The sequence below is a fragment of the Oscillatoria sp. FACHB-1406 genome (assembly GCF_014698145.1).
Taxonomy (GTDB): Bacteria; Cyanobacteriota; Cyanobacteriia; order Cyanobacteriales; family Spirulinaceae; genus FACHB-1406.
In genome coordinates this window covers 361,427-374,340 of sequence record NZ_JACJSM010000002.1, presented here as the reverse complement: position 1 = coordinate 374,340, position 12,914 = coordinate 361,427, and the positions used below count along the sequence as shown (strand labels likewise).

The 12,914-nt window shown below is 48.8% G+C and carries 10 protein-coding genes and 1 pseudogene; 9 read left to right on the top strand and 2 right to left on the bottom strand.

Features of this window, described 5'->3' with window-relative positions; all coding sequences use genetic code 11:
• From H6G50_RS04225 to H6G50_RS04205, 5 genes and pseudogenes are all read left to right on the top strand, one after another.
• Positions 1-240: pseudogene (locus tag H6G50_RS04225) on the top strand (photosystem II q(b) protein); the annotation flags it as partial.
• A gap of 192 nt (positions 241-432) precedes the next feature.
• Positions 433-993 carry a hypothetical protein gene (locus tag H6G50_RS04220; RefSeq protein WP_190713585.1) on the top strand — a complete coding sequence of 187 codons (561 nt, stop codon included), beginning with the start codon at positions 433-435 and terminating at the stop codon, positions 991-993.
• 176 nt (positions 994-1,169) lie between these two features.
• Positions 1,170-2,567 (top strand): MotA/TolQ/ExbB proton channel family protein, encoded by a 1,398-nt coding sequence (locus H6G50_RS04215; protein WP_190713583.1) that lies wholly within the window; start codon positions 1,170-1,172, stop codon positions 2,565-2,567.
• Positions 2,568-2,908: 341 nt separating this feature from the next.
• On the top strand, positions 2,909-3,361 hold the full coding sequence (locus tag H6G50_RS04210) for a hypothetical protein (RefSeq protein WP_190713582.1): 453 nt from the start codon (positions 2,909-2,911) through the stop codon (positions 3,359-3,361).
• 79 nt (positions 3,362-3,440) lie between these two features.
• Entirely contained in the window at positions 3,441-4,091 is a 651-nt protein-coding gene (locus H6G50_RS04205) for a hypothetical protein (RefSeq protein WP_199302691.1), read from the top strand.
• A gap of 66 nt (positions 4,092-4,157) precedes the next feature.
• Here H6G50_RS04205 and H6G50_RS04200 read toward each other — a convergent pair whose 3' ends face one another.
• Entirely contained in the window at positions 4,158-4,811 is a 654-nt protein-coding gene (locus H6G50_RS04200) for a lysophospholipid acyltransferase family protein (RefSeq protein WP_190713578.1), read from the bottom strand.
• A 259-nt stretch (positions 4,812-5,070) separates the two neighbouring features.
• Here H6G50_RS04200 and H6G50_RS04195 point away from each other — a divergent pair, with 259 nt between their 5' ends.
• The 3 genes from H6G50_RS04195 (at position 5,071) to H6G50_RS04185 (ending at position 10,471) form a co-directional block, all read left to right on the top strand.
• Entirely contained in the window at positions 5,071-6,978 is a 1,908-nt protein-coding gene (locus H6G50_RS04195; RefSeq protein WP_190713576.1) for a penicillin-binding protein 2, read from the top strand.
• A gap of 693 nt (positions 6,979-7,671) precedes the next feature.
• Entirely contained in the window at positions 7,672-8,094 is a 423-nt protein-coding gene (locus H6G50_RS04190; protein WP_190713573.1) for a hypothetical protein, read from the top strand.
• 25 nt (positions 8,095-8,119) lie between these two features.
• Positions 8,120-10,471: a serine/threonine-protein kinase gene (locus H6G50_RS04185; RefSeq protein WP_190713571.1), complete on the top strand. Its 2,352-nt coding sequence runs from the start codon at positions 8,120-8,122 to the stop codon at positions 10,469-10,471.
• A 23-nt stretch (positions 10,472-10,494) separates the two neighbouring features.
• Here H6G50_RS04185 and H6G50_RS04180 read toward each other — a convergent pair whose 3' ends face one another.
• A complete protein-coding gene (locus H6G50_RS04180) occupies positions 10,495-11,631 on the bottom strand; it encodes a FecR family protein (RefSeq protein ID WP_190713569.1) in 1,137 nt (378 codons plus the stop codon).
• 241 nt (positions 11,632-11,872) lie between these two features.
• Between H6G50_RS04180 and H6G50_RS04175 the strand changes: the two genes are divergently transcribed.
• Positions 11,873-12,832: a hypothetical protein gene (locus H6G50_RS04175; protein WP_190713567.1), complete on the top strand. Its 960-nt coding sequence runs from the start codon at positions 11,873-11,875 to the stop codon at positions 12,830-12,832.
• The last annotated feature ends 82 nt before the right edge of the window (positions 12,833-12,914 follow it).

Here is a 12,914-nt window from a genome sequence, read left to right as displayed (position 1 = left end):
GGAATCTGGTTCACGGCAATGGGAATCAGCACGATGGCATTCAACCTGAACGGGTTCAACTTCAACCAATCGATCCTTGATTCTCAAGGTCGAGTGGTGAATACCTGGGCAGACGTGCTCAACCGTGCGAACTTGGGCTTTGAAGTAATGCACGAGCGCAACGCTCACAACTTCCCGTTAGACTTGGCAAGTGGCGAACAAGCACCTGTGGCTTTAACCGCACCTTCCATCAACGGCTAAGCTCAACTGTTCGAGTTTTCAAGCTCAATAATGGTTAAAGCAAAACCCCTTCTCCTTACTGTGGGAGCGGGGGTTTTGTCGTTTTTGGGGATTGATTCATCATCAACTTATTTCTTTCCAGAAAATGAGCCTTTTACCTTTGTATAACTAAGATGAACGTTAATGCACTCTATGGGTTATTAAGAAAATTTCATGCTTTTGACTCCCCAACTCGCACCTCTAGTTTTCATTGGTTTCGCGTTACTCGCATCGGTAGGTTGTAGTCCCAGTCCTAACAATCCTGCCGTACAATCGAAGTCTAGTTCAACGCCTGCGATCGCAACTCCAGAGTCAGAAACTGCTCGCTCTCAATCCCCCATCGCTGCTTCCCCTACTCCAACCCCTGCATCGAATCCCTCTCCTATTGTTGCTGCGTCGCCTTCACCTTCACAACCTCCTGAATCTTCCGATCCCACCTCCCTCGTGCAAGATTTTTGCATTCAAAAAGGGCAGAAAGTCGAAAATTATTTTGAGACGAATAATTTTCAGATCTATCTATGCTACAACAGCAGCAATCAAATTTTTTACTACGGCGTTGATAAGCGCAACGGTGCTTCAATTACGCTTCCTGCCTCTACCGAAGAAGGAACGGGATATGTTGCAGAAAATGGAGAATATAACTACATTGTTACCGGCGCGAGTTTGAGCGTTTACCAAAATGGCAAGCCGATTGTTGAAGAAAAGGTGATTCAGTCTTTGTCGTCACAACAGTAAATCTAATTCATTTTTGGTTTGTGAAAGTAACATAAGAGAACCTGTTCGCTCGTGCTGCAAACCGTGGGATGTCGATTTACAGCGTCATCGTTCGCTATCTTAGAAAGGTTTGTGACGTTCTCCAGCAGAATTTGCTACGATAGCCTGCGAGTCTGTTGCCAGAGGAAAAATTTTTCATGTCTAGAAAGTCCAGTGCAGAACGCCGCGAATTGGACATTCCCACGCCCCTTGCTATTGGGTTGGGGGCGCTAATTGCGATCGCGATTTACGCCCTCCTCTACCCTATCCAAAATTCCTACCTTGGCGTACTGCTTTATAAACGAGGAATCACTCAGCCCATTGCTATCTTTTTTGCTGGAATTGTTACCGCAATTGTCGTTCTTAAATTTATTAAAATTCAAACCGAAAACCAAGCCCTCGGTCAACTTTGGATTCCCAATAATATTCCTCTTAACGATCCTTCCTCGCGTCAACTTGCCGCCCTTGAAAATCATTTAGCCCATTCCGGCTATCTTTTAACATCCCGATGCAGCCGTATTGTCAGAGCTTATCTCGAATCGGGAAGCCGAAAAACTGCAAGCGAATTTGCCCTCGATGACTCCTCATTTTATTTAACTGCTTCTGAAGCTTTTTACTCCGTTCCCAAAATTTTGGTTTGGGCAATTCCGCTGCTCGGATTTATTGGAACAGTGGTAGGGATTAGTCAAGCCGTTAATGGATTTTCTGGCTTTCTGGATAAAGCGGCGGAAGTCGAACAAATTAAAGAAGGAATCGGGACAGTTACGAGCGGCTTAGCAGTAGCCTTTGATACGACCTTACTGGCTCTATTCTTAAGCGTATTGGTGATGATTCCTCTAGTTTTAGTCGAACGGGCAGAATCGAGATTTCTGCTGGCAATTGACGTTTATATTAACGAACGAGTGCTGCCTCGATTTGTTGATGCAGGCGAAGGAATGAATGACAGTTCTATGATAGCCAGTGCTATTGCTCGCTCCGTGCGGGAAAGTTTGCCCCAACCCGAGGATTTGATTGCTCCAGCGCGCGAATATGCCCGCGAAGCAGCCTCGGAACTTGCTAAAACTTTTGCGAGCGAATTTGAGGGATTTCGCGAACTTAACGAGCGCTTGACTCAAAATTTAGAGCGAGTGGGTAAGTTAATTATTAAGGATAGAAAAGAATTTATTACTTATCTGGAAACGCAAAAACAATCCGATCTAGAATTAGTCGAAAAAATTCAAGCTGCGATTATCGGGATTAACACAACTAATTCTGCTGCCGCAGAACAATTAGCAGAGCAGACACAGCAGATTTCAGAGCAACTTCAGCAAGTTACGAAGGCTTTATCTAATCGTCTCGATTCCCTGGAAAAATGTACCGAGCAAGTTTTAGAAGTTGCTCGCTTGCAACAAAATCTCGATCGCAGCCTACGCCACCTTCAAGAAACCGGACAATTCGGGCAAACTTTAACTCAAATTCAAGATAACCTCGGTCAACTTAAACCTCTCCTCAAACAACTCGGAAAACCGCGTCGTATTACTTTAGTTGAAAATGACGAAGCTGACGAGGAAAATTAAAAATGCTCAAAACTAATACCAATTTAAGATTGCGTTGCCTAGAATAAACTCTCCTAAATTCTCAGGATAACGGTGCGTTACGCTTCGCTAACACACCCTACTTTTAATTCTATGCAGCTTCATATCAATCTGGATTTCCTTGTTGTCAAAGGCGTTGCTTAGTGCGAGTTGCTGACCGACCGAACACTGCTCGACCTGAAATCGTCTTAAATTGACATAATCTTAAAAAAACTCTCCTTGCCAATTAAGTGTATTTAGCCTCAGTTTCTCATGAGGTATTCTGTAGAGTAAGTCTAGACCGCTCCTCTCAATTAGTACCATTTATCAACTACAATTAACTTATGCGCCGCCGTGTCCTCTCGCGCTCTCCTATCCAAATCGAACTATTTCCCTTTCTTTCTGTTTTAGCTTGTACGATTGGAACTCTCATTTTAACGATTGTTATTGTTTCCAGTCAGATGCTAGGCGGACAGCAAAAAGAGGTCAAAATTGTTGCAAAAACGGAGGCCGGGAAAAACCAAGTTAAAACGCCTGTTTATATTGAATGCCGACAAGATGGAATTTTGATTCATCCCCAACAATTATTTGTTCCTGCTGCTAGCATTGCTCGAACTGACTCTGCTTTCAAACAATTGCTCGATCGCGTCAGTCAAAACCGCGATCGCGAATATATCATTGTTGCCCTTCGTCCCGATGGCTTTCAGGTATTTGATACCGTTCGCAGCCTAATTGAAAAAGAAAAGATTAACTTTGGTTACGAACCGTTTGATAAAAATTGGAAATTAAAATTGTAGATGCTGAATACTAGCTATGAGAAGAAGATCGAGAAAACTAGCTCTTCCAGCCCAAAATTTAGATTCATTTTTAGATATTTTGACGAATACGGTCGGCGTATTAATGTTTATTGGCTTATTTGTGACTTTAGTTAGTGTTGAAGCGGGAAAAGTTGTGAGAACTCCTCTTCTTTCCGACAGTAAAAAAACACCTCACTTTTTTGAAGCAGAAAAAAATATTGTGACTTACGTTGACACACAATCAGCCGTCCTTGAAGCAAGTAACTTAATCAATAGTTTACCCGATTGTAAGGAGCCAACTGCTTCAGAAAGCAGCAACTCCGTGCTATACGAGCTTTATTTGCAACAACTAACTGAGTATGAAACTTGTTTAAAAGATCGGGTTTCTCGTTTAAATGGACTGCGCTTTGATATTGCCAATTATGAGGTTAAAGTTTATGTCGATTCTGCTTCTGCGAGCTTAGTTTATGCTTACGAGCGTTCCGCTAATGCTAAAGGCGAATCGAGCGCGACAATGAAAGAAGCAGAATCGGATTTTAATGAAGAGATCGCAGAACTCGATCCCCAGCGAGATTATTTAGCTTTTATCGTCCGTCCGGATAGTTTTGAAGCGTTTCGAGCGGCACGTCAGTTAGCTTGGAATAAAGGTTTTGATGTAGGTTGGGAACCCATGAACCCGGAACGCGCGATCGTTTTTGGGTCGGGAGGACGCGCCGTTGGCGTTCAATAAGCTTTCGTTCGTTTAAGCTCGTTTTAATAACCCGCAAAATGCTTAAAAAAGAGGTATTAACCTTTACTATTGCTGTTGCAATTGGTGCAATTTTTCTCGCAGGACGTTCTCTAAAGCGAGAGTGAGGGCGGCGGCGGTTCGTTTGTCGGTACTTTGACGATAATCGCCGCTGTGAAGGGGAGGGCAAATTTGCAGGCAAACGATCGCGCCTTTAATCGCATCAGGCTCATATCGGATCGCGATAGGAACGATGGGAATTGTTTGATTGCAGAGAGATTCAGCTTGTAGGACAAGGCGCGCCAATCCGGGTTGGAGCGATCGCAACAACTCATCGCGCACAATTCCCCCTTCAGGAAAAAGTACCAGTTTTTGCCCGCTCGCCAACAGCGCGATCGCGGTTTTCAAACTCGAAATCGCCGGACGTTCTAAATCCACCGGAAATGCCCCCAACCGTTGCGAAAACCAACCTTGAAAGCCCTCGCATTGATCCGCCTTCGCCATAAAATAAAACGGTTCTCGGCTCAAGAGCGCGAGTACCAGCGGATCCCAACGGCTATAATGTTTGGGAGCCAAAACAAAAGCTCCCGTCTCCGGTAAATATTCTCGACCTTCAACCCGAATTTGTTGAAAATAAAAACCGAGCAGGAAGCGATGAATGGGCAGCAGCATCCCATACAACCAAGGAACAACGCGCGCTTGTACTTTCGGAGAATCGCTCATTGTGAAGGATTAACGGAAAAAGGAGACGATACAATCGTAGAATGCCGTTTCTATAGCAAATAACCTACATTAGGCGTAAATTTTTAATTTTTAATTTTTAATTTTTAATTCTCCCCAACCCTCCGAAAGCAGAACATCCCATCCGAATTCAGCGTAGAATAGAATCCGACTCGCGAGACGCGATCGCGTTTCGGAACCGCTTCAAGCCTCCTGCCAGTCGCAAGGCGCGGGTCGAAAGTCTATCTCAACCAATCTCCCGATGAGTCGAGCGAAATCTAGATTCCTGTCCCCCCAGCAGCGAGAACAGCGCCGCCTTAACGCTCGGAAGGCTAGCTCGGCTCGAACCATTCGACGCAAACCAAACTCGGAAGTCGCACTGCCCGTACTCTGGGGCAGAATCTTTTTAAAAAGCTTGGAGCGACTAGAAAACTCTCAGTCCTGGCAATGGGGACGATTGTTACTGGTGTGGGGCGTTCTCGCAGCATTTGCAGCGGGACTGGCGGTTAATCTGTATCGCCTTCAGATTGCAGACGCGCCAGAGTTGCAGCGCAAAGCGCGACAGCAACAACAAGTTTATATGCGCCCTTACGTTCCCCGCCGTCAGATTGTCGATCGCCACGGCACCGTTTTAGCCACCGATCGCTTAGTGTATACGCTCTACGCCCACCCGAAACTCTTCAAAATTCCGGCGGTAGAAGTTGCAACGAAGTTGGGCGAAGTTTTAGCGCCAATGAGTGCGACGGAAATCGCAGCAAAATTCGGCAAACGCAAAAGCGGAATTCCGATTGCCTACGACGTTCAAGAAGATGTTGCCGATCGCGTTAGCACCCTCTCCATCGATGGAATTGAATTAATTCGCCAATATTCTCGCCTCTATCCCCAACAAGACCTAGTATCCGACGCGATCGGATACGTCGATCGCGAGCATCACGCTCAAGCTGGCTTAGAATACTCCCAACAAAAACTCCTAGAACGCAATATTGTTTCGCTGCGACTCAACCGCACCGGAATGGGGACATTAATGCCCGATCGCGTTCCGGAAGGCTTCGTCGAAGTAGACGACCAACAACTGCAACTTACCCTCGATCTGCGCTTGCAGCGCGCCGTTCGCTTTGCCCTCCAACAACAAGTCAAGCAATTTCAGGCCAAGCGCGGTGCAGTTATCGTGATGGATGTCCGTAGCGGGGCAGTACGAGCGCTCGCCTCCGAACCCACCTTCGACCCCAATCAATATTACAAATCCGACGTGCGCTTGTTTAAAAACTGGACGGTTTCGGATTTATACGAACCCGGTTCCACCTTCAAACCGATCAATATCGCGATCGCGCTCGAAGCAGGCGCAATTAACCCCAGCAGTACCTTCAACGACACCGGAAGCATTCAAGTCGGCCCTTGGACGATTAAAAACCACGACTTCGACAGTCGCGGCGGGCGGGGAACGCTCACCCTCGACCAAATTTTGCAATACTCCAGTAACGTCGGTATGGTGCAAGTCGTGCGGCAAATGCAGCGCCAAGACTATTACCAAGCTCTGAAAAATCTGGGATTAGACCAAAAACTGGGGATCGAACTTCCCGGCGAAACCGCCGGACAACTGAAAAACGAAGCTAAATTTACCGAATCGGCAGTCGAAGCAGCAACCTCAGCCTTCGGACAGGGTTTCTCGCTCTCGCCCTTTAAACTGGTGCAATTGCACGCCGCGATCGCCAACGGCGGCAACCTCGTTACGCCATACCTCGTCGAAGGACTCATCAATTCTAAAGGCGATCGGCTCTGGCAACCGCAACGCCAACCGCCGCGCCAAGTCTTCTCCAAAACCAATACCGATGCCGTTTTAAAAATGATGGAGAGTGTCGTCAACGCCAATAGCGGTAAAAACGCTCGCATTGAAGGCTACCGCATCGGCGGCAAATCCGGAACGGCGCAAAAAGCCAGCCCTACCGGCGGTTATTACTCCAACCTCCGCATCAGCAGCTTTGTCGGAATTTTCCCGATTGAAGCCCCCCGCTATGTTATTCTCGCCGTTGTAGACGAACCGAAAGGCGAAGGTGCGTTTGGTTCGGTCGTCGCCGCTCCCATCGTGCGCTCGGCAATTGAGGCGCTGATTGCGATCGATGGCATTCCCCCTGCCCAAACGGAAGCGAGCAACACCGATACCATTCCCTAAAACCCCGGTTTGCGAAGCGTTAGCATTAAGAAGGGATCGTAGTCCGCACGCTCTTTTGACGGCTCCTCGCCCTAAAGATGCGAGGATTCTTGGATCGTAGGGAGTCTAATAACTTTACCCTCACCAAAATTCACTGCGATGCGCCCCACCGCTGTATGAGAAAATTCTTTCTGCTCCCTTGGAGCCAAAACTTTCCCAGGAAATTACGCCCATTGCGAGACAGGTTCCTCCGCTCTTGGCGCGAGTCTCTGACTGTGTGGCGGATGCCTTTATCCTACCATCAGGCATCCGCCCTAGAAGCGATGCACTGAGCCTGCCGAAGTGGGCGTAGCTCTGTATCCCATTATTTTCGGTCATTCGTACCGAGCTTCGGTACGAATGGCTAAAGCCTTGTTGTAGACTAAACAGCACGCAACCTATCGTCCGATGCACGAGAGATTCTTTTGACATACTCCCCGGCGTGAATGCACTCGGATGTTCTACGGGAACTCGTCAGAAGCCTTAAGATAAAGAAGAAAAAGCCGTCCTGGAAGGTGTTCCCGAGCCTGTCGAAGGACGGGGCTTTAGACCCAATCTTTCGGTAAAGGGTTGGGGTAAACACAATAGCGATCGGCTCCTTCAGTAGCCTCAGATTCCAATACCACCCTTATAAAGCCGCCGTCAAACAGCGGGGTTTCAAACCCAAATTTTCCGATGAATAGTCCCGAAATAGCAGCACTTGGTGCCTCTTTACGACGAATCGATCGCAAGCCCTTAGCGACCGACTCCAAGGAAGAACGCACGCGAGTATGGTATCAAGGGGGCGAGCCTTACTTCGATCTCTTTGTCGAGCTTCAAAACGAGGAAGTGGTTTGGTTCCAATTGACCCTGCGCGGTCGCGCTATATCTTGGAGTAAAGACCGCAACTGTAGCCCTGTGAGTCAAGCAAACTGTTGGCAAACCGGGCAAACGAACGACCTGCAAGCTGACGATTTAATGTTTTACTCGGCCAGTAAGTTAATCGAGGGCGATCGCCATATTGACGATGCTTTCCTCGATTTAGTTTACGCCATTCTCAAAACTCGCACCGGTGAAAACATATTCGACCAGATTTTAGCGTTGTTTGAGGAACTATAAGGGAATCTTCTCGAGTGATGAATTTATGAGCGGAAAGCAATCGTTCCTATCCTCAACGAAAAATTTTCCCCCAAAACGACCGGGACAAACGCTATCAATTGCCCTCAGACGGATTATTAAGCGAGTCGATACTAGCAGCCTGCTTGTCAGTTTATTAGCGCTTTCAATGGCTGTTGCGACGGCTACGGAGTCGCAGAGCGTGCAATGGCTGGAACGACAAGCCCAAAGCCTCTTTCAGCGCTTTAAACCCGCAATAGCCCCCCCGAAAGAAATTGTCATCGTTGCGATCGACGATTACTCTTTGTCTCAGGGCGAACGCTCCCTTTCAAGTTCCCCCTCGTTGCCGCACGCTGGACTGCTTCAACGTTGGCCCTGGCGCAGAGAAGCCTATGCGATCGTAGCGCAACGGCTGATGGAAGCGGGCGCGAAGGCCGTGGCCTTGGATTTGATGTTTGATGGCCCCAGCCTTTACGGTGCGGAAGATGATGCTAAACTGCGCGCCGTTCTGCAAAAGTATCCCGGTCGTATCGTTCTTGGCGCAGTGTACGAAGAAGACCAACTGCGACCGGGAGATTTGATGCAGTTAACCCAACCGCACGAGCGCTTGCGGGTTCCCGGACTGGCGGTAGGTTCGATTAATTACCCGCTAGAGGCAGACGGTCGCATTCACCGCTTTGCGAGTCAGTTTCCTTGGTTGTGGGCGAAGCAAAACCCCGATTTGGCTCAAACGTTTTTGGACTTTGTGGCGACTGTGCCATCCTTTGCGCGGGCAACCTTGCAAGCGGCTGATGTTAATTATGTTTCCCCAAAGGGCGATCGCATCTTTTTTTACGGACAGAGCAACACCTTCGAGCAAATTTCCTTTGTCGATTTGCTAGACTCGGAAAATTGGAATTCTTACCTAGAAGGCGGCAAGTATTTTCGAGACAAAATCGTTTTAATCGGACCGACAAGCCCGTCGTTAAAAGATTTTCATCCTACGCCCCTCTCGAACGCCATGTCGGGCGTAGAAGTGCAAGCCAACGAGATTGCGACTTTTTGGCAGCATCGAGCGATAGCTGAGTTTCTGCCCACTCCAACCTCTAAAAGCATCGCGGTTTTCGGGTTGGTTTTTGGGGTCGGTCTCTTTATCAGTCGCCGCAAGTTTTGGCCTATGCGCTTGGCTTGGACGGCGGGCAGTGCGATCGCTTGGAGCGCGATCGCTTACTCTGTCTATATTGGCAGTTACCAAATCCTACCCCTAACCGTGCCTTTAATCGGTATTGTCCTCGGGGGGGCGGGCAGTACGACGCTCGGGGCGCTGGAGGAGTTGCTGCACAAGCGACGACTGCGCGAAACAATGAAGTCTTATGCGTCTTCCCCCATCGTGCGGGAAATTATCGCCCAACAAGATGATTTTCGAGACCTACTCGAGGAACGAGAACAAGAGATGCTGACAACGACCTTGGGCGGGCGCTATCAAGTTTTGCAAAATCTCAGTTCGGGCGGTTTCGGACAAACTTACATCGCACTGGATATCCAGCGTCCGGGAACGCCGAAATGCGTTATCAAACAATTGCGGTTGGCGCGCGATGGCCTCAATCACTGGAAAATTGCCCACCGCTTACTCTGTAAGGAAGCAGAAATTTTAGAGAAGTTGGGCCATCACGACCAAATTCCTCAATTGCTGGCTTATTTTCAGGAGGGAAATGAGTTTTATTTGGTGGAAGAGTTTGTCGATGGTTATTTACTGTCTCGGGAGTTATCTATCGAGGTAGCACTATCGGAAGCTCAAGTCGTGTCAATTTTGCAGGATTTACTGGCTATCCTCGAGTTTGTCCACGCGAACGACGTGATTCACCGCGACCTTAAACCGGATAATATCATCCGCCGCCATAGCGATCGCAAGCTCGTGTTGATTGATTTTGGCGCAGTGAAGGAGGTCAGCGCTCGGGTGGGCGAAACTGATGAGGAACGCCATAAAACGATCGCGATCGGCTCTCGAGGCTATGCGCCGCCCGAACAAACCTTCGGACAGCCGAGGTTTAATAGCGATATCTATGCGCTGGGAATGTTAGCAATTCGGGCTTTGACGCTGTTGCATCCGGCGAAGCTTAACGACAATCCGGAGACGGGAGAGATTGCTTGGGAAGACAAAGCTAGCGTCAGTCCGGCATTGAAGGGAATTCTTAGCAAGATGATTCGCAGTGATTTTCGCGATCGCTATCAATCGGCGGCTGAAGTTCTCAACGACCTACAACCGTTAATCGAAGCGCTGGCGATGGGGAGCGAAACGACGGTGTGCGACGCTGAAAAAACATCGGCGATCGCGCCGCAGAACGCTACTTGGGATCCAGAAGCAGAAACCATCGCCTTTACTGAAGATACTTCAGCTTAAAGGCTGCAAGATTGAATGGACGTTTATGGGTTTTTCCTCACTTGACCGGGAGGAACGAACAAGGGATCGAGACCGGGAGGAACAAACAAGGGATCGAGACCGGGGGGAACCGAGGGTCTGTTAGAACGGTTGGGTCGATTGCAGCCTCCCTGACCCCGACAGCCGTTGTTGTTCGCCGAACCCCCGGATGTTACCAAAATACCCTGTCGCTGGAGAGAGGTTTGAATTTCACCGCCCGCTACGAGCGAGCGTACATTGGTCGGGTTGCCCAGCGTTGCTAGATTTGGAACTAAATTCGGGCGATTCAGACCGACCGAAATCTCGCTCGGATCGAAACTCACAACCGTTGCATTGGCTTCGGGAAAGTCAGCATCGGATTCGGGATTCCCAGCCACAACTGGGAGGGGAATCATACGGGTAAAGTCTGGATTGACAATTTCGCTATTCAATGGCACGGGAGTTTGTGTTTCTACTCCTTCCTGTACCTCCGCGCGGACTTGGTTCATCGCCTCATCGGGGGCAGTACCCGCGTCGAGTTGAGTGAGGTTCAAATCTTCAACTAAGGGACTGGTTTGATAAAAAGTTTGCAGGTCGAAATTATAAATACTGCGAATTTGGTCTTGCACGATCGCAGCCATTTGTCCGGCGCGCAATTCGACGCGATCGCTCGCATCCCGATTAAACACCTCAATCTGAGAATTCGTCAGCGCCCCAACTAAAGTTGTGTCCGTCTCCGGGATGTAGCGCACGAATAATGCCGATCCGCGCACCCCAGCGGCTGAATTCGGCGTGCGCACGTTGGTTCGTCCTTGCCCCGGCGTTGCGAGTAACAGCAAGGTTCCCCGGCTTAAATCTACCGATCGCGTGCCGGGTGCAAACCGAAACACCGCTTGTTCGCCCAAGCGCGCTAGGGAGCGATCGTTAAAGCGCAAATCGACCGTCGAACTGGCGGCCGTTGCGATCGCATCGCCGGGACGCATTGCATCGGAAGCGCGCGCCGCCCGAGCCGCTTGATTTTGCGGAATTAAGCGAGCGCGGTTGCGTAACGACTCAATAACCGCTCGCGTCAGCGCCGTTTGCGCCTTTGCCGCCCCCGGAAACAAGAACGGGGATGTACTACACGCGATCCAAAGCGATAGGAGAAAGATAGAACGTAACATTTTCCTCAAAAATTCCGGTTCTTAAATAATTCTTTCGATCTAACTATAACTAATGGGGAGCGAGACTTGGGGGGAGTGATAATGCGGAAATCTAAAGGTCAAAAAGAGCGATTCCCGATTGGGAGAAATAGGCGAAAATGTCAGAAAATGTTAATGAATGCGATCGCCGCGTTTGTCGGCAACTCTTAAAAATTCGTCGAATGTTGGGATTTAAACGCCAGAAATCTTAAAGCTATAAAATATGTTTTTTTTAACGACTCTCGGTTTATCTGTTGCCCTCAATCCCGTTGCGAGCGATGGCGCGATCGCTGCTTTACCCCATGAAGACTCTCGAGAATCATACTTTGTTCCAGCCCGCGATCGCGTCGAACCGCTACCCGAAATAAAATTTGCTCCCGCGATCGCGCAAAATCCCCCCGAGTCCGAAAGTGAAACTCCCCCCAGCGACCCAGAACTCGGGACTTTGCGCCTCGAAGAACTTCCTAAACCCCAACCGCAGGCTGAAGCAAACGCCTATTTACTCGGATGGATAGGATATTCGAGGAGTAGCAACGTTTTTGCAGAAGTCGATCCGATTGATGACGGATTATTTCGAGCCAACTTAACGTTTTTAACCTTACAGAAAGTGACACCGACAACGACCCTCTTTGCCTCCATTGGCGGCAGCACGAATCGTTACCAACAGCAATACGACTATGATTACAAGGGGTTGAATTTTAATGCTGGCGTTTCCCAAACTGTTTTCGATCGCACCGAAGTCGAACTGGGATGGGAAAACCAACAGTTATTTGCGCGCGAGGGAGGCGATCGTTTTCTTAATAGCCATACGCTCTACGGACAACTACGACGGCGAGATCCCCTTGCCGCCCGATTGAATCTAGACACTTCTTACCTACTGCGTTTTAGTTTTGCCGAACCGGACTCGCGATCGCAAACCCTTCATTCACTGAGAACCGCCTTAAACTACACCCCTTACCAAGCCTTAGAACTCGGCTTAGAATACGAATTTGTCTATACCGATTTTACCCGCATCGAACGGAGCGATCGCTACCACGAACTGCTTGCACGCCTGAGCTATCAACTTTCTCCCCACAGCCAGATCGAACTATTCGGCGGGCGCAGTTTTGGCGGTTCCTCCGACCCCAATATCGACTTTAATAACTTCATTTTCGGGGTCGGCTTCGGGTTTACACTCTTTTAAACGCAATATAGCAGTTTTCACATGGACGAGGTACACCCAGCGGGCGAATACCATTCACCCCTACGGGGCGGCGTTTAATTTC

Excerpts from the sequence above, each read along its gene's own strand:
- H6G50_RS04220 (WP_190713585.1), top strand. The coding sequence starts at position 433 with ATGCTTTTGACTCCCCAACTCGCACCTCTAGTTTTCATTGGTTTCGCG.
- H6G50_RS04215 (WP_190713583.1), top strand. The coding sequence starts at position 1,170 with ATGTCTAGAAAGTCCAGTGCAGAACGCCGCGAATTGGACATTCCCACG.
- H6G50_RS04210 (WP_190713582.1), top strand. The coding sequence starts at position 2,909 with ATGCGCCGCCGTGTCCTCTCGCGCTCTCCTATCCAAATCGAACTATTT.
- H6G50_RS04200 (WP_190713578.1), bottom strand. The coding sequence starts at position 4,811 with ATGAGCGATTCTCCGAAAGTACAAGCGCGCGTTGTTCCTTGGTTGTAT.
- H6G50_RS04195 (WP_190713576.1), top strand. The coding sequence starts at position 5,071 with ATGAGTCGAGCGAAATCTAGATTCCTGTCCCCCCAGCAGCGAGAACAG.
- H6G50_RS04190 (WP_190713573.1), top strand. The coding sequence starts at position 7,672 with ATGAATAGTCCCGAAATAGCAGCACTTGGTGCCTCTTTACGACGAATC.
- H6G50_RS04185 (WP_190713571.1), top strand. The coding sequence starts at position 8,120 with ATGAGCGGAAAGCAATCGTTCCTATCCTCAACGAAAAATTTTCCCCCA.
- H6G50_RS04180 (WP_190713569.1), bottom strand. The coding sequence starts at position 11,631 with ATGTTACGTTCTATCTTTCTCCTATCGCTTTGGATCGCGTGTAGTACA.
- H6G50_RS04175 (WP_190713567.1), top strand. The coding sequence starts at position 11,873 with ATGTTTTTTTTAACGACTCTCGGTTTATCTGTTGCCCTCAATCCCGTT.